This window comes from Streptomyces sp. NPDC102451, assembly GCF_044765485.1.
Taxonomy (GTDB): Bacteria; Actinomycetota; Actinomycetes; order Streptomycetales; family Streptomycetaceae; genus Streptomyces.
The window spans coordinates 430,892-451,455 of the sequence record NZ_JBIWKD010000004.1 but is presented as its reverse complement, the minus strand read 5'-3'; the positions used below and the strand labels follow the sequence as shown (position 1 = coordinate 451,455).

General features: G+C 70.5%; 18 protein-coding genes. 10 read left to right on the top strand and 8 right to left on the bottom strand.

What is annotated here, in order from left to right:
* Window positions 1-32: 32 nt before the first annotated feature.
* From ACIRD8_RS12280 to ACIRD8_RS12265, 4 genes are all read right to left on the bottom strand, one after another.
* Window positions 33-1,481, bottom strand: coding sequence for an exo-alpha-sialidase (locus ACIRD8_RS12280; protein WP_403989410.1), 1,449 nt, complete (start codon window positions 1,479-1,481; stop codon window positions 33-35).
* Window positions 1,482-1,552: 71 nt separating this feature from the next.
* Window positions 1,553-2,845, bottom strand: a complete 1,293-nt coding sequence (locus tag ACIRD8_RS12275) for a GDSL-type esterase/lipase family protein (RefSeq protein ID WP_403989408.1) — start codon at window positions 2,843-2,845, stop codon at window positions 1,553-1,555.
* Between the two features lie 14 nt (window positions 2,846-2,859).
* Window positions 2,860-3,864, bottom strand: a complete 1,005-nt coding sequence (locus ACIRD8_RS12270; RefSeq protein WP_403989406.1) for an acetylxylan esterase — start codon at window positions 3,862-3,864, stop codon at window positions 2,860-2,862.
* Between the two features lie 160 nt (window positions 3,865-4,024).
* Window positions 4,025-4,756 carry a FadR/GntR family transcriptional regulator gene (locus ACIRD8_RS12265; RefSeq protein WP_403989404.1) on the bottom strand — a complete coding sequence of 244 codons (732 nt, stop codon included), beginning with the start codon at window positions 4,754-4,756 and terminating at the stop codon, window positions 4,025-4,027.
* A 170-nt stretch (window positions 4,757-4,926) separates the two neighbouring features.
* On the opposite strand from ACIRD8_RS12265, the gene ACIRD8_RS12260 reads away from it, so the two are divergent.
* The 5 genes from ACIRD8_RS12260 (at window position 4,927) to ACIRD8_RS12240 (ending at window position 11,458) form a co-directional block, all read left to right on the top strand.
* Complete coding sequence (locus tag ACIRD8_RS12260; RefSeq protein ID WP_403989402.1) at window positions 4,927-6,522, top strand: ABC transporter substrate-binding protein; 1,596 nt, start codon at window positions 4,927-4,929, stop codon at window positions 6,520-6,522.
* 74 nt (window positions 6,523-6,596) lie between these two features.
* Entirely contained in the window at window positions 6,597-7,547 is a 951-nt protein-coding gene (locus ACIRD8_RS12255) for an ABC transporter permease (protein WP_403989400.1), read from the top strand.
* Window position 7,548: 1 nt separating this feature from the next.
* On the top strand, window positions 7,549-9,522 hold the full coding sequence (locus ACIRD8_RS12250; RefSeq protein WP_403989398.1) for a dipeptide/oligopeptide/nickel ABC transporter permease/ATP-binding protein: 1,974 nt from the start codon (window positions 7,549-7,551) through the stop codon (window positions 9,520-9,522).
* Entirely contained in the window at window positions 9,519-10,526 is a 1,008-nt protein-coding gene (locus tag ACIRD8_RS12245; protein ID WP_403989396.1) for an oligopeptide/dipeptide ABC transporter ATP-binding protein, read from the top strand. Before ACIRD8_RS12250 ends, ACIRD8_RS12245 begins: the two co-directional genes overlap by 4 nt.
* The gene (locus ACIRD8_RS12240; protein ID WP_403989394.1) at window positions 10,523-11,458 is read left to right on the top strand and encodes a dihydrodipicolinate synthase family protein; all 936 of its coding nucleotides are present in this window, start codon (window positions 10,523-10,525) and stop codon (window positions 11,456-11,458) included. The genes ACIRD8_RS12245 and ACIRD8_RS12240 overlap by 4 nt, the downstream gene beginning before the upstream one ends.
* 83 nt (window positions 11,459-11,541) lie before the next feature.
* Here ACIRD8_RS12240 and ACIRD8_RS12235 read toward each other — a convergent pair whose 3' ends face one another.
* Window positions 11,542-12,333, bottom strand: a complete 792-nt coding sequence (locus ACIRD8_RS12235; RefSeq protein WP_403989392.1) for a chaplin — start codon at window positions 12,331-12,333, stop codon at window positions 11,542-11,544.
* A 468-nt stretch (window positions 12,334-12,801) separates the two neighbouring features.
* Between ACIRD8_RS12235 and ACIRD8_RS12230 the strand changes: the two genes are divergently transcribed.
* The 4 genes from ACIRD8_RS12230 (at window position 12,802) to ACIRD8_RS12215 (ending at window position 15,903) form a co-directional block, all read left to right on the top strand.
* A complete protein-coding gene (locus ACIRD8_RS12230; RefSeq protein ID WP_403989390.1) occupies window positions 12,802-13,785 on the top strand; it encodes a hypothetical protein in 984 nt (327 codons plus the stop codon).
* Window positions 13,786-14,664: 879 nt separating this feature from the next.
* Window positions 14,665-14,934, top strand: coding sequence for a hypothetical protein (locus tag ACIRD8_RS12225; protein WP_403989388.1), 270 nt, complete (start codon window positions 14,665-14,667; stop codon window positions 14,932-14,934).
* Window positions 14,935-15,180: 246 nt separating this feature from the next.
* Window positions 15,181-15,456, top strand: coding sequence for a hypothetical protein (locus ACIRD8_RS12220; protein ID WP_403989386.1), 276 nt, complete (start codon window positions 15,181-15,183; stop codon window positions 15,454-15,456).
* Window positions 15,457-15,555: 99 nt separating this feature from the next.
* Window positions 15,556-15,903 carry a hypothetical protein gene (locus tag ACIRD8_RS12215; protein ID WP_403989384.1) on the top strand — a complete coding sequence of 116 codons (348 nt, stop codon included), beginning with the start codon at window positions 15,556-15,558 and terminating at the stop codon, window positions 15,901-15,903.
* A gap of 145 nt (window positions 15,904-16,048) precedes the next feature.
* On the opposite strand, the gene ACIRD8_RS12210 is transcribed toward ACIRD8_RS12215, so the two are convergent.
* Window positions 16,049-17,062 (bottom strand): alpha/beta fold hydrolase, encoded by a 1,014-nt coding sequence (locus tag ACIRD8_RS12210; protein WP_403989382.1) that lies wholly within the window; start codon window positions 17,060-17,062, stop codon window positions 16,049-16,051.
* 689 nt (window positions 17,063-17,751) lie between these two features.
* Here ACIRD8_RS12210 and rsgA point away from each other — a divergent pair.
* Window positions 17,752-18,915 (top strand): ribosome small subunit-dependent GTPase A, encoded by a 1,164-nt coding sequence (gene rsgA / locus ACIRD8_RS12205; protein WP_403989380.1) that lies wholly within the window; start codon window positions 17,752-17,754, stop codon window positions 18,913-18,915.
* Window positions 18,916-18,966: 51 nt separating this feature from the next.
* On the opposite strand, the gene ACIRD8_RS12200 is transcribed toward rsgA, so the two are convergent.
* Both ACIRD8_RS12200 and ACIRD8_RS12195 read right to left on the bottom strand, forming a co-directional pair.
* Complete coding sequence (locus ACIRD8_RS12200) at window positions 18,967-19,449, bottom strand: DUF456 domain-containing protein (RefSeq protein ID WP_403989378.1); 483 nt, start codon at window positions 19,447-19,449, stop codon at window positions 18,967-18,969.
* A 60-nt stretch (window positions 19,450-19,509) separates the two neighbouring features.
* On the bottom strand, window positions 19,510-20,496 hold the full coding sequence (locus ACIRD8_RS12195; RefSeq protein WP_403989376.1) for a helix-turn-helix domain-containing protein: 987 nt from the start codon (window positions 20,494-20,496) through the stop codon (window positions 19,510-19,512).
* Between the last annotated feature and the right edge of the window lie 68 nt (window positions 20,497-20,564).

The window sequence follows — 20,564 nt, the reverse complement described above, 5'->3', positions numbered from 1 at the left end:
CGGGTGAACAACACCACCGTCGGGACGGGGTGTTACGGGGTGACGGTCACCGTCCTGCTGCCCGAGGCCTGCTTGCCGTCGGCCTTGTACGTCACGGTGAGCTTGACGTCCCCGGAGGCGCCGGCCGGGATCGTGACCGGGACCTTGATGTTGGCGCCCTCACCCGGCCTCGTCGCCGGGAACGCCACCTGCTTCGTCGTCCAGCCGCCGGGCACCGTCAGGTCCAGCGTCCCCGCGCTCCGGGTCACGTCCATCCGGTTGACGACCCGGACCGTGACCTCGGTGGTGGTCCCCGCCTTCAGCGTGGCCGGCGGGGTGATGGTGATGTCCGCACAGGTGCCGCCGAGCCACTTCAGGTCGAAGGAGGAGTACGTGATGGCATCGACGCCCCCGCGCTCGTACAGCAGTCCCAGCCGGCCGTCGGGCAGCCGCGTCAGCGTCGAGTACGCGGCGCTCCCGGCGTTGACGGTCTTGCGGATCGGCCAGGTCTTCCCGTTGTCGCAGGACATCTTCACGGTGAGGTTGCTCCGCGATGACGTGCTCTCGGTGTTGCTGAACAGCAGCCACGAGGACTGCGGGTCGGAGGCGGCCGCGTCCGGGGCGTAGCGGATGACCGATCCGTTGTTCGCCGGGTCGGGCAGGTTGGTGTCCTGCGTGAACGGTGTGTAGTTGACGCCGCCGTCCGTGGAGTAGGCGATCGTGCGGTAGGGCGCGGAACGGTTGTTGAGCATGATGCGGCCGTCGTTCAGCTCGACCGTCTTGTTCTCGTCACCGCCCGGTCCGACCGGGTTGCCCATCTTCCAGGTCGCCCCGTGGTCGTCGCTGTAGGCGCTGACCGCGTAGTTGGCCCCGTTGTTGCGGATCGCGTACTGCTGGATCAGCCGCCCCTTGTACGTGCCGTTGCGCAGCTGGATGCCCTGGCCGGAGGCGGCGAACATCCCGGCCCAGGCGGGGTTCTTGATCTGGCTGGTGATCCGGCGGTGGGTCCAGGTCAGCCCGTCGTCGTCGGAGTAGCTGTAGTCGGCCTGGAGGACATTCGGGTCGCTCTCGTCGTTGCCGGTGGCCGAGCCGAAGAAGCCCTGGTTCACGGAGGCCGCGTAGAAGACGAAGATGCGGCCGGTGGTGGTGTCCGTGAGCAGGCTCGGGTCGCCGAAGCCCTTGGGGGCGGCCTCCTTGCGGACGATCTGCTGGGCCTGCCAGGTGGCGCCGCCGTCGGTGCTGCGGCGCAGCACGACGCCGAGGTTGCCGGGCAGGTCCCCGAGCGTGGGACGGGCGTCGTAGGCGGCGAGCAGGGTGCCCTTGACGGAGGTGGTCAGCGCGGGGATGCGGTAGTACGGGGATCCGACGCCCGCGGTCGCGATGTCCTGCGAGGTCAGTTCACCGGCGGCTGCCGCGACGGTGGGGGCGCCCTGGGCGGTGCCGGCCGCCGTGGCCACCATGACGGCGGCGGACAGCATGGCGAGGGTGACTCTGCGCTGCATGAGCGGTCTCTCTTCTCGTGAGGGGGAGAGCTGCGGAGATGGAGCGGAGCGCACGGCGTGAGGCCGGCGCGTCAGGGGACGGAAAGGGTGCACACCCGGCTGCCGGTGTCGAAGACCTGCAGATCCCTGATCATCTTCAGGGCGATCCGGTGGTGCCCCCGCTCGTTGGGGTGGAGCCCGTCGCTGAGCAGGGAGAGGGGGACCTGGCCGCCGTTGCCGGTCAGCCAGTCGTCGTAGTGGTCGACGAAGACCACGTTCTGCTGCGCGGCCACCTCGCCCATGACCCGGGCGTAGCCCGAGAGGGCGACGCGGCCGGGCCAGGTGGCCGGATCGACCGGGTTCGGTGACTGGAGGACCGGCACCGGCGACCCGGGCAGCGCGCGCACGGAGCCGACCAGCGAGACGAGGTTGGCCCGGTACGTCTCCAGGCCGAGACCCGAGGTCGCGATGTCGTTGGTCCCGATCATGATCGACACGACCTTCGGCGAGAAGGCGGTGACCCGCTCGGCGAAGGAGGCGGTGAGCTCGGCGCTCGTGGCGCCGCTCACCCCCGAATCGATCACGAAGTCCCGGTTCTTGGGCTTGCCCAGCTCCCAGCGGATGCGTTCGGTCCAGTGCTCGGGATAGCTGCGCCAGCCGTGGGTGTGCAGGGCGCCGTGGGTGATGCTGTCGCCGGTGAACAGCCAGGTGGCGGGGGTGTCGCTGTTGAGGATCGTGGAGATCCGGCCGTGGTCGGGGACGACGGGGCGCGGGCACTGCGCGACCAGTTCGGCCGCGTCGAGCACCCGGTCCCAGACCGCCGCCCGCTCGACGGTTCCGGTGAGGAACCACTCGCCGGACGGGTGGTCGCTGTCGCGGTTGGCGCCGAGCGTCAGCGCCGTCAGCCCGGACACGCTGCTGAAGAAGGGATGGGCCTTCGTCTCGAACACCACCTGGCCGCCCGCGTGGAGCCGGGCGCCGGTGGAGTCGACGGTGACGGCGACGGTGTGCTGCCGCCCGTCGTCGTAGCGTGTCCGGGTCATGACATTCACGAGGACGGTCCCCCGCTGCCGTACCGAGAACTGCAGGGCTCCGCCGCTGAGGTTCAGTGTGAGGTTGGAGGAGGGGGTGGTCGGATCGGAGGCGCTGATCAGCGTCATCGCCTCGTTGTGGCTGGTGGTGCGGAAGGTGACGAGGACCGTTCCCGTGGTGAGCGGGGCCAGGGCCCCCACCCGGGACGACAGATCGACGCGTGAGGTGCCGTCGAGATCCACGGCCGTGGTGTGGTCCACCAGCGGACCGGCCGAAGCCGCGGAGGCACGGCCGGCCAGCGGGCCGGCCAGGGCCGCCGCGCCTGCGGCGAGGAGTACGGAACGTCTGCGCACGGAGCTTCCTCCGGTCAGGAGCGGTCGGCCTGCCCGGTCGGCAGGCCGGCGAACAGGGAGCGCACCCAGGCCAGTTGTTCCGCCCGGTGATGCTCGGCACCGCCCTCGTGCCCGTTGAACTCGTAGACGCGTACGTCCTTGGGGCCCGCGTAACGGTTGTAGGCCGTGAAGCAGGTGGAGGGCGGGCAGATCTCGTCCATCATCGCGATGGAGAACAGTGCGGGCGCGGTCGCCCGGGTGGCGTGCTGCGCCGCGTCGAAGTACGACAGCGTGCGGAAGGCCGGCCCGGTGCGGTCGCGGTAGAGCTGGAGGTGGGCGGCGATCTCCGTGTACGGCGGCACCCCGGCGATCCGCGCGGCCCGGGGGATGTTGCACAGGAACGGCACGTCGGGCATCACCCCGGCCAGCCCCGGTACGAGCCCGGCCACGGCCAGCGCGATGCCGCCGCCCTGACTGAACCCGGTCACCACGATGCGGGCCGGATCGACCTCCGGGTGCTCGCGCATCGCCTCCACGCAGCGGACCGCGTCGGTGAACACCCGTCGGTAGTAGTAGGTTTCCGGGCTCTCGATGCCCCGGGTCACGAAGCCGGGCACCGCCCCCGCGGCCCCGGCGTCGGTGTCCGGGGTGACGCCGCCCGCCGCCGACCAGCCCTGGCCCCGGGTGTCCATGATCAGGTGCGCGTATCCGGCGCAGGCCCACATCAGCTGCTCGTGCGGGAGCCCCCGGCCGCGCCCGTAACCGAGGAACTCGACGATGCAGCCCAGCGGTTCGGTGGCCCCGGCGGGCATGTGCAGCCACCCGCGCACCGGGCGTCCGCCGTACCCCGGGACGCTCACGTCGTACGTACGCACCTGGGCCAGCCCGCAGTCGACCTGCTTGTAGCGGGGCTTGTCCGGGACGCCGTCGTGAGGTGCCTCGCTCAGGGTGCCGGACCAGAAGGCGTCGAAGCCGTCGGGGGACGGCAGGTCCGGCCGGTAGGTGCGGCACTCCGCGAGCGGGAGATCGGCCAACGGCATGGCTGTGCCCTCCAGGGGTACGGGAAGCGACAGGACAGAAGACGTCAGATGTCCTGTTGGCAACGGGACCCTAGAGAGCTTTCCGGCCGGACGTCAAGGGTGGGGCGGGGCGGGGGAGCCCCCGGCCCCGGAAGCGGGGCGGGAGGCGTGACGCCCACGGTCAGGGCCGGCCGGCCCCGCGCGACCTGGCCTCGGCGATCCGCCGCCTGACAGGCGCGTAGTGCTCGTCGAGGGCCTTCAGGAACGCGGGGACGTCGCTCGCCCGGGCCGCGTCCACGATGTTCTGGTGGGCGGCGATCGTCTCCGTCTCGTCGGCGTGCGTGAAGCCGTCGAGATGCGGCGCGACGATCGTGTAGACGTCCCAGAAGGCCATCGAGAGCTGGCCGATCAGGTCGTTGCCGAGGGGGGCCACGAGCAGGGCGTGGAAGGTCCGGTCGGCGGCGACGAAGCCGTGCCCGTCGCCCACTCCGGTCGCCCGCATGGTCCCCACCAGGGCGTCCAGGGTGTCGAGCTGCTCGGGGCTGAGCGAGGAGACGATCCGGTCGGCCATGCCCCGCTCGAAGAGCTCGCGCACGTCGACGAGGTCGGCCATCACCTGGAAGTCGTCGTCGGGGGAGAGCAGACCGCGGAAGGTGAGGCTCTCCACCAGCGCGGACAGGCTCAGCCGGCCGACGTACGTCCCGTGGCCGTGGCGCACCTCGACGATGTCGAGGGCGGCCAGGATCTTGACGGCCTCCCGGACGCTGGACCGGCTCGCGCCGAGCGCCTCGCACAGGGCCGGCTCCGTCGGGAGCGGGTCCCCGGGGGCCAGCCGCTCGTCGAGGATGTAGCGCTTGATGCCCTCGACGACTTCCTGCCGCAACAGGGTGCGACCGGGTCGCGTGCCGGACATATGTGAACTCCCCACCTCTTGACCCCTCTCGATTGTCAAGCTACGTTCCCACGCTATCAAGGCATCAGACATCTGACGTCTGATGCTCGGTGGTTCATCAGCCTTCCGAAAGCCATCGAAACGGCTGTTTCCCACTTCATTCCTCATTCTCAACGTCCCTTGGAGGACCCGTGCCCGAGCTGAGGCCAGCCGGCGTCGAGCGCCGCACCTTCCTGCGTTACACCAGCGCCATCGGGGCGGCCGCCGCCATCACGGCAGGCCTGTCGGCATGCGGTGGGCCCTCCTCGACCTCCGACGGCGCGTCGGGCAAGAGCGACGGCACCGGCACCATCGAGGCCGGTCTTTCCTACCCCCTGTCGACCGGATTCGACCCGATGATCACGTCGGGTGCCACGCCGTACGCGGCCAACATGCACATCTTCGAGGGCCTGGTCGATCTCGACCCGGCCACGCTCGTGGCCCGCCCGGCGCTCGCCACCGAGATGCCGAAGAAGATCAACGCCACCACCTACCGCGCCACCCTCCGCGACGGCGCCACCTTCCACGACGGATCGGCGGTCACCGCCGACGACGTGGTGTTCAGCTTCGAACGCATCCTGGACGAGAAGAACGCGTCGCTGATGGCCCAGTTCGTGCCGTTCATCGACACGATCACGGCCGTGGACACCAAGACGGTCGAGTTCAAGCTCAAGTACGCCTTCGCGCTCTTCCCCTCCCGTATCGCCGTCGCCCGGATCGTGCCGAAGAAGATCGTCGAGGCGGACGTCAAGGGCTTCGACGCCAAGCCCGTCGGCTCCGGGCCGTACAAGTTCATCGAGGCGACCCGCGAGGACAAGATTGTCTTCGAGAAGTACGACAAGTACAACGGCTCGCACCCCGCCAAGGCCAAGAAGATGATCTGGCGCCTGATATCGGACCAGTCGGCCCGGGTCAGCGCGATGCAGTCCGGCCGCGTCCAGGCCATCGAGGACGTCCCGTACATCGACGTGAAGGGGCTCGCCGCCACGGCGAAGACCGAGGCCGTGCAGTCCTTCGGCCTGCTCTTCCTGATGTTCAACACCGCCGACAAGCGGTTCGCCGACAAGCGGGTCCGCCAGGCCCTGCACTACGCGCTGGACACCGAGAAGATCATCAAGACCGCCATGGTCGGGAACGCGGCGGCCGCCACCGGATACGTCCCGGCGACCCACCCCGACTACCACAAGGCCTCCACCGTCTACACCCACGACGTGGCCAAGGCGAAGAAGCTGCTCGCCGAAGCAGGCGTGGCGAAACTCAAGTTCACCGTCCTGACCACCGACACCGGCTGGGTCAAGGACATCGCCCCGCTGCTCAAGGAGAGCTGGGCGGCCGCCGGCATCGAGGCCACCCTCGGCATCTCCCAGAGCGCGGCGCAGTACGCCAAGGTCGACAGCGGCGACTTCGAGGTCCTGGTGGCCCCCGGTGACCCGTCCGTCTTCGGCAACGACGTCGACCTCCTGCTGCGCTGGTTCTATTACGGCTTCTGGCCGGAGAAGCGCTACGGCTGGTCGAGGACCGCCGAGTACAAGAAGCTCAAGCAGCTCCTCGACAAGGCCGCGCAGTCCGCCGACGAGGCGGCGCGCAAGCAGCTGTGGGGCGAGGCCACCGACCTGATCGCCGAAGAGGCCCCGCTCTACCCGATCCTCCACCGCAAGCTGCCCACCGCCTGGAACGACAAGGAACTCGACGGCTTCCAGCCGCTGTCCACCACAGGCCTGTCCTTCCTGGACGTCGGCCGCGCCTGACGCCCCCTGGTCCGGGCCGCCGCCCCTCCGGGCGGCCCGGACCCGCTGCCCGCCCAATCGCAAGGAAACCGAAGATGGTTGCTTTTCTCCGGCTCGCGCTGCGCCGCGTCGCGATGATGCCGGTGATGATCCTCGGCATCGCGCTGCTGGTCTTCGTGGTGCTGCAGTTCTCGCCGGTCGACCCGGCCTTCAACGCGCTCGGAGAGAGCGCCACCCCTGAGGCCAGGGAGGCCTTCGCCGAGGCCAACGGGCTCAACGACCCACTGCCCGTACGCTACTTCGACTTCCTCGGCCAGCTGCTCCACTTCGATCTCGGGATGACCGTCCCGCCGAGCCAGCCCGTGGTCGACCGGATCACCGCCGCCTTCCCCCTCACCCTCCAGCTCACCGTCCTCGGGCTGATCGTCGCCGTCGTCCTCGCCGTCGTCGGTGGCGTCCTGGGTGCGATGTACCGCGACCGCTGGCCGGACCAGCTCTTCCGGGTGCTGTCCATGGCCGGGGTGGCCATCCCGTCCTTCTGGCTCGGCGTCCTGCTCATCCAGCAGTTCGCGCTGAACACCCAGATCTTCCCGACCGGTGGCTACACCAACCCGGCCGACTCGTTCGGCGGGTGGCTCACCACCATGGCCCTCCCCGCCGTGTCCCTCGCCGTCCCCGTCGCGGCCTCGCTCGCCCGCCTCATCCGCACCTCGATGGTCACCGAACTCGACCGGGACTACGTCCGAACCGCCCAGGGCAACGGCCTGCCGGTCTTCCTGGTGATCCGCTCGGTGCTGCGCAACGCGCTCGTCACGCCGCTCACCGTGCTCGGCGTCAAGGTCGGCTACCTGCTCAGCGGCGCCGTCGTCATCGAGGCGATCTTCGACCTGCCCGGCATGGGCAAACTCATTCTCGAAGGTGTCACCGGCGGCGACGTCGCCCTGGTCCAAGGCACCGTACTGACCATCGCCATCGCCTTCCTGGTGGTCAACGTCATCGTCGACCTGCTCTACCTGCTGGTCAACCCGCGCATCAGGACGGTGTGACATGTTCGCCACGGGCCGTCTGGCCAAGAAGCTCTCCCGACCGGGCATCGCCTTCCGTGCCCTCCCGGTCACCTCCCGCATCGCTCTCGGCGTCCTTGTCGTCGTCGTCCTCGGCGCCGTACTCGCTCCCCTGCTGACCCAGGACCCGCTGGCCACCGGTACCCCGGTGGAGGCACCCGGCGGCGGCCACTGGTTCGGCACCGACCGCGCGGGACGCGACGTCTTCGCCCGCGTGGTGCACGGATCGCGCTACTCGCTGATCATCGGCCTCGGCGCGACCGCCGTCGCCCTGGTCGTCGGATCCGTCCTCGGCGCTCTCGCCGCCACCTCGCGCAAGCTCGGTGACGAGTCGATCATGCGCACCCTCGACGTCGTGATGTCGTTCCCGCCGATCGCGCTCGCGGCCGTCCTCGTCGCCGTCTTCGGGACCAGCATCCCGGTGATCATCTTCACCATCGCCTTCGTCTACAGCCCCTCCCTGGCCCGAGTCGTACGCGCCAACGTGCTCGCGCAGTACGGCGAGGACTACGTCGCCGCCGAGAAGGTCATCGGAGCCCGGCGCTCCTACATCGTGCTCCGGCACGTGGCCGTCAACTGCATGGCCCCGGTGATGGTGTTCGCCACCGTCATGGTCGCCGAAGCCATCATCTTCGAGGCCAGCCTCTCCTTCATCGGAGCAGGCGTGCAGGACCCCGACCCCAGCTGGGGCAGCGTCCTCGCCTACGGCCGGCAGATCCTCCTGGCCGGCGGCTGGTGGGCCACCTTCTTCCCCGGCCTCGCCCTCCTGATCACCGTCCTCGCGCTCAACATCCTCTCCGAGGGCCTCACCGACGCCTCCGCGGCGCCGAAGAGCGCCCGCGCCCACGCCGAGCCCGCCGCCACCACGGCACCGGACCCGGTCGAAGCCGCCGCCACCGTCGACATCGACGCGGCCCTCGGCAAGCTCGCCCGGCACATCGAGTCCACCGAGCCCACCATCACCCCGGTACGTGAGGACGCCGACGAACTCCTCGTCGTACGCGACCTCGCCATCCGCTTCCCGGACCGCTACGGCGAGATCCCCGTCGTCGACAAGCTGAACTTCACCGTCCACGAGGGCGAGACCCTCGGCCTGGTCGGAGAGTCCGGCTGCGGCAAGTCCATCACCAGCCTCGCCGTCATGGGCCTCCTCGCCCGCAACGCCGAGGTCAGCGGCGAGATCCTCTACCGCGGCCGGGACCTGCTGAAGCTCCCGCCCAAGGAACGCCGCGCCCTGATGGGCCCCGAGATCGCGATGGTCTACCAGGACGCGCTCTCCTCCCTCAACCCCTCCGTGCTCGTCGGCACCCAGCTGAAGCAGCTGACCTCGCGCGGCGGCACGAAGACCCCCGCCGAACTCCTCGAACTCGTCGGCCTCTCGCCGGAACGCACCCTGCGCAGCTACCCGCACGAGCTCTCCGGCGGTCAGCGCCAGCGCGTCCTCATCGCCATGGCCCTCTCCCGCAGCCCCCGCCTGCTGATCGCGGACGAGCCGACCACCGCCCTCGACGTCACCGTCCAGGCCCAGGTCGTCGAACTCCTCATCCGGCTCCGCGACGAGCTCGGCTTCGCCATGGTGCTGGTCTCGCACGACCTCGCCCTGGTCGGCGACCTCTCGCACCGGGTCGCCGTGATGTACGCCGGCCGGCTCGCCGAGGTCGGCGACACCCGGTGCGTCCTCACCGACCCCGCCCACCACTACAGCCGCGGCCTCCTCGGCTCCGTCGTCTCCCTGGAGGCGGGCGCCGACCGGCTCCACCAGATCCGCGGGGTCGTCCCGGCGCCCCAGGGCTTCGGCGAGGGATGCCGCTTCGCCGGGCGCTGCGGCGCGGCGACCGACCTCTGCCGCACCACGACCCCCGTACTCACCGGGCGCGGCTCCACGAAGGACCACGGCTTCGCCTGCCACCACCCGGCCGAGGCCGCCGCGAAGAAGCTGGAAGGGAGCGCCCTGTGATCAGGCTCGACGGCGTTCACGTACGCCACAAGGCACGCAGCGGAGGCCTCTTCAGCCGCGACGCCGTCCACGCGCTCACCGACGCCACCCTGGAGGTCAAGCGCGGCGAGATCGTCGGCCTGGTCGGCGAGTCCGGCTGCGGCAAGTCCACCCTGGCCCGCGTGCTGACCGGACTCCAGAAGCCCACCGAGGGCGAGGTCCTCTTCCACGGGCGTGACCTGTGGGAGATGACGGGCTCCGAACGGCGCAACGACTTCGGCTCGGCCGTCGGCGTCGTGTTCCAGGACCCCTCCACCGCGCTCAACCCGCGTCTCACGGTCCGCCAGATCCTGCTCGACCCGCTGAACGTGCACCGGCGCGGCACCCGGGAGGCCCGCGAGGCACGGGTCGAGGAACTGCTCGACCTGGTCGGTCTGCCCGGCCACACCCTCGCCGCCCTGCCCGGCCAGCTCTCCGGCGGCCAGCGCCAGCGCGTCGCCATCGCCCGCGCCCTGGCGCTCGAACCGGAACTGATCGTCGCCGACGAACCCACCTCCGCGCTCGACGTCTCCGTACGCGCCCAGGTGCTCAACCTCCTCGTCGACCTGCGTGAACGCCTCGGCCTCGGCATGGTGTTCATCTCCCACGACATCCAGACCGTGCGCTACCTCGCCGACCGCATCGCCGTCCTCTACCTCGGCCGCATCGTCGAGGAAGGCCGGGCCGCCGACGTGGCGGGCGCCCCCAGCCACCCGTACACCGAGGCACTGCTCTCCGCCACGCCCAGCCTGCTGGAGGCGACGGAACGCATCGTGCTCACCGGCCCGGTGCCCTCCGCCACCAACCCGCCGCCCGGCTGTCCGTTCAGCACCCGCTGCTGGAAGGCGGACGCGGAGTGCTCGACGGCCTTCCCCGTGGAGACCTTCGGGCCCGGCGAACACCGCTGGCACTGCGTCCACCCCCAGACCCCCGCGTCCCCCGCCGGGGACCGGACCCCCGTACCGCCCGCAAGGAGTACCGCATGACCGCCGTCACCCCCACCTACTCCGGAGTGATCCCGCCCGTCGTCACTCCGCTCACCGCGGACGGTGAGCTCGACCGGGTCTCCCTGGAGCGGGTCGTCGGCCATCTCCTCGACGGGGGCGTCAGCGGACTCTTCGCCCTCGGCAGCTCCGGCGAGACCGCCTACCTGACTCCCGCACAGCAGGACGAGGTCATCAAGGTGATCTCCTCGGCCTCCGCGGGTCAGGTCCCGGTCCTCGTCGGCGCCATCGAGACCACCACCAACCGGGCCATCGAGCGGGCGCGCGCAGCGGCCGGCCTCGGCGCCGACGCGGTCGTGGCCACCGCCCCCTTCTACACACGCACCCACGCCACGGAGATCGACCGCCACTTCCGCGACATCGCCGCGGCCGTGGACGTTCCGCTCCTCGCCTACGACGTGCCGGTCTGCGTCCACAGCAAGCTGGACCCGGAGCTGCTGCTTCCGCTCGCCGCGGACGGGGTGCTCGCGGGAGTGAAGGACTCCAGCGGGGACGACGGATCGTTCCGCCGGCTGGCCATCGGGGCACGGGAACTCCCCGGCTTCTCGGTCCTGACCGGCCATGAGCTGGTGGTCGACGCGATGATGCTGAGCGGCGCGGACGGTTCGGTGCCCGGACTGGGCAATGTCGACCCCCACGGCTACGTCCGCCTGCACGAGGCCGCCGTACGTGGGGACTGGGCCGCCGCCAAGGCCGAACAGGACAGGCTCGTCGGGCTGTTCGACATCGTCACGGCCGCCGCACCCGGCACCGCCTCGGCCACGGCGGCCGGCCTCGGGGCCTTCAAGACGGCCCTGATGCTGCGCGGCGTCATCGCGACCAACGTGATGAGCCCGCCGATGCGCCGCCTGGACGAGGGCGAGACGCGGACGATCGCCGCGTACCTGGACCGGGCGGGTCTCTCCCGCGCCTGACTCCTCCTTCCCGTCCTTCCCGGCACATGCGTAAGGGCCGCTCCGCAGCACGGATGCTGCGGAGCGGCCCTTCGTCGTCCGGACTAGCGGCGCGAGCCGCGGGTGCGGCGCATGAGCACCGCGCCTCCCAGCAGCAGGGCCGCGCTCGCACCGGCGGCCATGCCGATGTCGCCGGCACCGGTGTGTGCCAGCTGTGCGACGGGAGCGTTCGGAGCGGGGGTAGCCGGGGGCTCGGCGGGAGTCTCCTTGGCCGGCGGCTCGGCGGCGGTGGGGGGCTCGACCGGCTCGTCCACCGGCGGGTGGTCGTAGCCGGTCTCGTTGACGCACTCGTTCTCGGCGGCCGCGTTGAGGAGGCCGATCACATTGACGCTGTTGCCGCACACGTTGACCGGAACGTGCACGGGGGCCTGGATCAGATTGCCGGAAAGCACACCCGGGGAGTTGGAGGCCACACCATCGGCGCTCGCTCCGCCGGAGCCGTAGCCGTCGTCCCCGTAGCCGTCGTCCCCGTAGCCCTCGTCGGCCTTGTCGGCACTCCGGCTTTCGTCGCTGTTCTGGCCGTGGTCGCCGTAGGCTTCGGTGCTCGCCTTGTCGTCGCTCTTGTGGCCCTGGGCGTGCGGGGCCTTGTGGGAGTCGACGTTCTGGCATTCGTTGCCGAAGGCGGGGTTCAGCAGGCCGACCGCGTCCACGGTGTTGCCGCAGGCGTTGACCGGGACGTGCACCGGCACCTGGGCCACGTTGCCCGAGCCGACGCCCGGCGAGTTGACGGCAGCGCCGTCGGCCGAGGCGTCGGCGTATGCGTGACCGCCGACGGCGGTGATGATGCCGGACGCCGCTGCCATGACGATCATGCTCTTGTTCAACACTTGACGCATTGAATGGGCCTTCCTCAACATTTCCGCGCGGGTATTGCACCCGCAAGTGACGCGTGTGTGTGACGAGTGGTGCCGTTGCTGTCTGAGGTTAAGGGCCTCGGCGGATCGTCATCTTGAGTTCGCTTGGACGACGGTCATAACGAGCGGAGGGCGCTCGGGAAACTCTGAAGGCGGCGGCGAATCGCGAAATCCTCCGTACGGGTTACGTGTACGGGTTCCATGACCCGCGCTGACGTGTGGCACCGGCCGGGGGAGCCGTCGTGTGTTCGACTCGGTGCGCTGGCACGGGCATCCGCTCCCTCGTGTGGCGGCGTCGGCCCCGGCCTTCACTCGTTCAGCAGCATTACCCGGTCGAATGCTCCTCGTTCACCGCAGTGGTAGGTACGGAAACGGTGGGGGCGTTGCTCGCGAAGGAGCCGGCAGCGAGTCCTACTGAAAGCGTTCACTCATACAATGAGAGGTATCTCCGTGTTCGGAAAGCGAACTGCTGTTGTCTCCCTGTCAGCGGCAGCCCTCATGGTGATCGGGGCGGCGTCAGCGCAGGCCGATGACGCTCCCAAGTTCGAGAACAACGGGCAGATCCTGTCCTGCTTCAGCATCGAGGCGCTGAAGGTCCCGGTCGTCGCGACCGCGTCCAACAAGTCCGACTGCTCCACCAACTACGAGTGGAACACCGAGAACTACGCGGCGGGCGAGGACGGCGCCCCGGCCCAGGACCAGGCCCCGGCCCAGGACCAGGCGGCGGCCCCTGCGCAGGAGCAGGCCCCGGCGCAGGAGCAGGCTCCGGCCGCGGCTCCGGCTCAGGACCAGGCTGCCGCTCCGGCTCAGGACCAGGCTGCGGCCCCGGTCCAGGACCAGGCCCCGGCTGCGGCTCCGGTTCAGGACGAGGCTGCGGCTCCGGCCGAGTACGAGGCGGCGGCGCCGGCTCAGGACGAGGCTGCCGCCCCGGTCCAGGCGCCGGCCGCGGCTCCGGCCCCGGTTCAGGAGCAGGCTCCGGCCGCTGCTCCCGCCCCGGTCCAGGCTCCGGCTGCCGCTCCGGCTGCCGCCCCCGCCCCGGTCCAGGCCCCGGCCGCTGCTCCGGCCCAGGCCCCGGCTGCCGCTCCCGCCCCGGTTCAGGCTGAGGCTCCGGCCGCTGCTCCGGCCCAGGCCCCGGCTGCCGCCCCGGCCGCTGCCCCCGCCCCGGCCGCTGCTCCGGCCCCGGTTCAGGAGCAGGCCCCGGCCGCTGCCCCCGCCCCGGTCCAGGCCGAGGCCCCCGCTGCCGCTCCCGCCCCGGCTGCCGCCCCCGCCCCCGCTGCGGCCCCGGCCCCGGTTCAGGACCAGGCTGTGGCTCCGGCGGAGGCCCCCGCCCCCGTGCGCGCGCAGGACGAGGCTGCGGCCCCCGTCCAGGTGCAGTCCCTGGAGCAGGCCCCCGTCCAGGTGCAGACCGTCGTGCAGGCTCCCGTCCAGAAGTAATTCCGGGCATGGATTGCTGAACACCTGCTCGGAGCGCCACGGCTGGGACCAGTCCGTGCGTACGGCGTTGTGGATCGGGGGACGAGTCGCCCGACAGCACAATGCCGACGTACCTGCGGATCGATTCCATCCGGCTCCGCACGGGCAAGTGGGTTCAATCCGAAGAGGAGTTCGCTTTTCGATTGCTGCCCGGGCGGACCGCTCTCCCGATCTCGTGCGTGCATCCTGATTGCGGTGTCCGTCGCCAGTCATGACGACTGACCGGACGGCGCCGATGAGATGCATGACCCGCACGGCGAGCATTCCCGTCGAAGAGGGCACCGGGATGTCCGTTCGTGTTCTCCACTGCCACGACTGACATCTCGCCTTGTGTCACCGCCGTCCCTGGTTCCTCCCCAGGGGCGGCGGTTTCTTTTTTGGGGGGCGTACGGAATGAGAGCCGGATTCGTCGGCGTAAGGGCGCACGAACGGCCTGAGGGTCCGTAAAGGCCCTCTGGGCAGGCGGGTTGGGTCCTGCGGTCCCGCGCACGGTAAAACGCGGCTTGCGGTCGTCCACGGGGCCCGGAAGGCCGCGAGGGGCATTCCTCCGGCCTCCAACTCCGGTGCCCACCCGACTGCGACATGTGAAATTCTTGCGACACGCCTCGACGTGCAGCCGAACGAGTGCATTGCCCGAGGGTTGCCCAGGTGCTCCGGATGCCGCAGAACCCTTGTGCCCCAAGGGCGAGTTGGCTCCGAGCCCCACCTGATCGTCAACGGCCCGCCCCCGCACCCCGTGCGGTGTTGTGACCTGCCGGACATTCTCCTCTAACATCTCGTAACTGTACGAACACGGCGAACTACGGATCGTGTTGTACATAGGCAAAACGGAGAAGAGAAATGCGCAAGCTTCAGAAGGCTGCCGTCGTGGTCGCGATGCTCGGTAGCGTCGGCTTCATCGGCGCCGGCACCGCCTCGGCCGGCGAGGGTCCGAGCTTCGACGTGACGCAGAGCACCTCCTGCAAGTCGCACGACCTGAACATCGACGTTCTCGGCAACGTCGGCATCCTGAACGGCCTGCTGGGCAACGCGCTCAACGGCGAGGGCAACCCGGGTGCCCAGAGCACCAGCCTCGGCTCCACGCAGGACTGCAGCAACGACGCTTTCTGAGCGTCGGTAGCTAGCTGACCGTACATAGCAGCACGACGGCGGGCTGTCCCTCGGGGGCGGCCCGCCGTCTCGCTGCGGGGGCGCGCGACCGCCCCGGCGCGCGTGAGTGTGTGCGCTCGGCCGAACGGTTGTCATCGCCTCGTTTCATGGCACGTCGTTGGTTTCGGGAGACACACTCCCGTAACATCGTCACTGTGAGTACACACGCCACTGCGGAGTGTGTCCCTAACAAACGGAGAAGAGAAAATGCGCAAGCTTCAGAAGGCTGCTGTCCTGGTCGCGATGGTCGGTAGCGTCGGCTTCATCGGTGCCGGCACCGCCTCCGCCGGTGGCCACGACGCCCCGGAGTTCAACGTGCAGCAGGCGACCTCCTGCGTCTCGCACGACCTGAACGTGGACGTCCTCGGCAACGTCGGTGTCCTCAACGGCGTGGCGGGCAACCTGCTCGGCGGCGAGGGCAACCCCGGCGCCCAGGCCACCAAGCTCGGCTCGACCCAGGACTGCAGCAACGACGCGTTCTGAGCACCCGGTAGTCGAGTAAGTACCTGAGAGCGGGTCCCGGTCTCCGAGCCAAGTGCCCGGCGGCCGGGCCCGTTTTCTTATCGTGAAGGAACACAGCACATGTTCAGTCGGAACAAGATCGCGTTCGCCTCGATGCTCGTGGGCGGCCTCGCCCTGACGGGACTGGGTGTCACCCAGGCGTACGCCGGCCCGCCGCAGGGCGACTGCTCCACGGACGCGCACGGCAACCTCGTATGCGTCCAGAAGAGCGAGACCTCGTACACCAGCGAGGACGGTACGCACCACATCTCGCAGAAGCAGGACTGCACGACGGTCAGCCGCGAGACGGTGCACCAGCCCGGGGTCGGTGTCGGGCAGGCCGGGACGACGGAGGCCGGTCCCACGGTGAACTGCTCCAACTCGGCGCCCGCGCCGGAGGGCTTCGTCGCCCCGGTCATCGGGCGCTGAGCCGGTACGGCCGGTCCCCGGGGGCGGGTTGTCCCCTGTGGCCGACGTGAGGGGCTCCTGACCCGGGCCGGGCAGCGACAGACATACGGATGGCCGGACCCGAATCGGGTCCGGCCATCCGTATGCGGACGCGAGGTCGTGCCCCTCACCGAGCCGTCGGTGCCGTTTCGCTCCGGTCGGCCGGCGCGGGGACCACGGGCCGCTGCACCGCGGAGCCCAGGGTCTCGATGCGGTTGCAGTACGGCAGTCCCACCAGCGGCCTGTGGGTGCAGAACCGGATGACGAGGTCGGAGAACTCCTCCATCCGCTCGACCGGGGCCAGGTGATCGGCCTCCTTGATCGTGGTGAAGGCCGCGGCGGGCAGTGAGGCGGCCACCTCACGTCCCATGGCGGGGGTGCACAGGGTGTCGTGCTCGCCGGTGAACACCAGGGACGGCACGGACGGCAGCGGCTCGTCCCGGTACCAGTCGTGACTCATCAGGCGTGCGTTGTGCTCCACCGACATCCGGAGCTCGTCCTCCGACTGTGCCAGGAACTGCCGCAGCAGCAGCCGGGAGACGACCTGGTGCTTGCGCACGGTGCCCGTCCCGGCGGGCGACATGAAACGCTCGACCAGTTCGGCGGCGATTCCGGCCCGGTCGCCGAGCTCCAGCATGCGCGTCCAGCGCGGTACCGCGCACGCGTAGTCGTCCGGGATCACCTTCGTCATCCCGACCAGCCCGAGCTTCGCCACCCGGTCGGGGTACCGCTGGGCGAAGCGCACGGCGATGGCCCCGCCGAAGCAGCTGCCCACGAGGTTGACCCGGGGCATCGCCAACTCGTCGAGCATGTGCCGCACGTTGGCCGCGAGGAAGTCGATGCCGTGACCGGCGGGGAGGAAGTCCGCCGAACCGTAGCCCGGCAGGTCCACCGTGACCGTCGTGCAGTGGTCGGCCAGCCACTTCTCGTGCCGCGTCCACGCGTACCGGTTCTGCGAGGAACCACCCAGCAGGACGAGTGGTTCGGCCTGCGGGCGATCCTGATGGACGATGCGGCAGTGGTAGGCGAATCCCTCGAAGGTGAGCGCGCGTTCCTCCACCCGTACGGCGGCCGGTGGGGTGTTACCGAGGGCGGGGCCCCGCACGGACGTGTCCTGTGCGGTGCTGATGTCGGAACGCATGGTGCCCCCAGGGGAGTGGGATGGGTTTGAGGTCGAATCTAACAATCCTCCCATCGCACACCACTTCGTGACGATTCACACCCGTGGTGGGCGTGTCGGCGAACAGGTGACGCAACCACGGCCCTGGCAAGGGTGTTGCTCGTGGCCACGTACCGACGCCGGCCGAACTCGGCTGCGATCGAACCGCGTTCGGGAACGGGCGTTGGGCCGGTTGACGCAACGGGGGCTACGTTTCCCCGTGCCGCGGGTAGGGCATCCTCATGGACCAGCACGACGACGGCCGCCCGTCCGGGCGTAACGATTCCGATACCCCTGTCTATGACCGTCTGCTCGCCGAATGGCAGGAGGCAGCGAGGATCCGGGAACAGGCGGCCACGCCGCATCCGCCGCCCGGCACGCCTCCCGGGGGGAACACCTTCGTGCCCGGAGCGCGGACCTCCGCCGAGTCCATGGGCGGCCGGGGCTGACCCGGTCGGGAAAACTCTGTTGACGCCGGGGAGCGACCTCCCGCTATGGTGTGCCGAGTTCAAGGAACCAGGAGGTGAGGACATTGATGACTGTCGTTGCGGTGGGCGCTGCCCACGACCCGGAGTACATCGTTCCCACCCCTGTGGCCGCCGGCTGACCTTGACCTTCTTCCTCCGCGCCTGAACGCGCGATGCCGGGGCCGCCCTTGTGAAGGGTTTCCCTTGTCTTTCTCCCTTTCCCATGGCTCCGTCCCGTCGCACCCGCTGGCTCCGTACGGCTGGGACGACGCATGGGCCGACACCTTCGCCCCGTACGCCGAGCAGGGACTCCTGCCGGGACGTGTGGTGCGGGTGGACCGCGGTCTCTGCGACGTGGTCACTCCCGACGGCACCCTCAGGGCGGACACCGCCTTCGTGGTGCCCCGTGACCCGATGCGGATCGTCTGCACCGGCGACTGGGTGGCCGTCGACCCCGACGGCGACCCGCAGTTCGTCCGTACGCTGCTGCCCCGCCGCACCGCGTTCGTACGCTCGACGTCCTCGCAGCGCTCCGAGGGGCAGGTGCTCGCCACCAACATCGATCACATCGTCATCTGTGTCTCGCTCGCCGTGGAGCTGGACCTCGGACGGCTGGAACGGTTCCTCGCGCTGGCCATGTCCAGCACTGACGGAGCCGCCCTGCTCGGCGACGGGGCCCGTTCCACGGGACACGGGGCGTACGAGGCGCACCCGCTCGTGCTGCTCACCAAGGCCGACCTCGTCCCGGACGCCACCACGCTGTCCCACCTCGTCGAGGACATCGAACGCATCGCCCCCGGGGTGCAGGTGCTCCCCGTCAGCTCCGCCACGGGGGAGGGTGTCGACGTGTTCGGCGCGATCGTCGGCGGCGGTACGAGCGTGCTGCTCGGGACTTCCGGCGCCGGCAAGTCGACCCTCGCCAACACGCTGCTCGGCGAGGACGTGATGGACGTGCGGGCGGCACGGGACGTGGACGGCAAGGGCCGCCACACCACCACCACGCGCAACCTCCTCGTGCTGCCGGGAGGCGGCGTCCTCATCGACACCCCCGGGCTGCGGGGGGTCGGTCTCTGGGACGCCGAGGCCGGCGTCGGCCAGGTCTTCTCGGAGATCGAGGACCTGGCCGGGCAGTGCCGCTTTCACGACTGCGCCCACGAGGCCGAGCCGGGCTGTGCCGTGCTCGGCGCCGTCGAGGACGGGTCGCTGCCGGAACGGCGCCTCGACAGCTACCGAAAGCTGCTCCGGGAGAACCACCGCATCGCGGCGAAGACCGACGCGCGGCTGCGCTCCGAGACCCTGCGCGAATGGAAGCGCAGGGGCGCGGAGGGCCGGGCGGCCATGGAGCTGAAGCGGGGCCGGACGCGCTGACGGGGCAGGCCGGGGTGTCCGGGCGGCTGCCGCCCGGACACCCCGCGGTCCTCAGCCCCAGATGACGGCGCCCAGCCATGCGCCGACCGCCAGGAGACAGCAGAAGAGCTCCACGAGAACCGAGTACCCCGTCGCCCGCATCACCGACCTGAGTGAGGTCCAGCCCGCCGCCCGGCTGCCGAGACGCAGGCGTTCGGCGCCGTAGACCGCGCCCACGTATCCGAGGACCCCGCCCACCACCGGGATCACGAAGAAGCCGACGATCGCCGCGATCCCGCCGGCCATCAGCGTCCTGCGCGGCGCCCCCGACTCGCGGGGGCGCCGCGAGGGCAGCAGCGCCTTCAGCGCCTGGTTCAGCAGCAGCAGGCACGTCGCGCCGATCAGCACGCTCCAGGCGACCGGGGTCGGGTCCGTCAGCGCCCACCAGAGCACCGCGGCCCAGACGATCGCCTGCCCGGGCACGCCCGGCACCAGTACGCCGACCAGGCCGAGCAGCATCACCGCCCCGACGGCAACGAGCTGCCACACACTCATTCGACCAGCGTGCAGGACTACGCCGGGTCCCGCCCGCCAGCGCGGGACCCGGGACAGGGGTCAACGTGGGGCGCGGGCCACCCAGCCGCGTTCGTACGCGTGCCAGCCGAGCTGCAGCCGGGTGGTGACGCCGGTGAGCTCCATGAGCCCCTTCACCCGCCGCTGTACCGTGCGCAGCCCCAGGTCCAGCTGCTTCGCCACACTCGCGTCCGTCAGACCGGCCAGCAGCAGCGAGAGGATCTCCAGGTCGGTCGGATCCGCGCCCGGACCGTTCTCCTCGCTGATGCCGCTCGTGCCGAGCCGCAACGGCATCGCGTCCCGCCACACCGCCTCGAAGAGGCCCATCAGCGACTCCAGCAGTCCGCTGGCGTGGACCACCAGGGCGGCGGGCTCGGCCCCCCGGCCGGTCAGCGGCACCATGGCCAGCGTGGCGTCGGCGACCACCAGCTTCGTCGGCACCCGGTCGACCACCCGGCACTGCTCGTCGCGGCTCAGCGCCGCCGACAGCTCCACGATCCCGTCCGGCAGCGACAGCACGTCGCGCTCGACGACCACGCGGTAGGACACGCCCCGCATCGTCGCCCGCTCCTCGGACTCGTTCTCCATGCCGGTGACCGCGATCGGCTTCCCCGTGACCAGCGCGCAGACCTCGGACGTGGCGCCCAGCTGCAGTTGATGGAACCGGTGCGCCACCGCGCTCGCGCCCGTCACCACCTCCACCAGGTCGTGCACCGCGGGTTCCGCGGCCTCCGCCCGGTACTCCTCGGCGAGCAGCGCGGACGCCAGTTCCGCCTGTTCGAGCTCATGGCGTTGCTGGGTCAGCAGCGCGCCCAGCGCGACCCCGGGCGGCGCGGCGACCCAGCGGTCCGCCCGCGACGACGACTGGGCCACGAGCCCCTGCTGCTCCAGCCCGCGCAGCGCGCGCTCGGTGTCCGCCTCCGGCAGGGCCAGCCGGCGTGCGAGGTCGGAGAGCTCCGCGGCACCGGCCGCGACCAGTGCCCGGTAGGCCGCTTCCTGTCTCTCGTCGAGACCTATCGCTGACAGCATCCTCGGCCCTCCCCGGATCGTTGCTCGCGCAAGCCTGCGCCTGTCGGGCGGGGTGTGCGGTGGCGGAA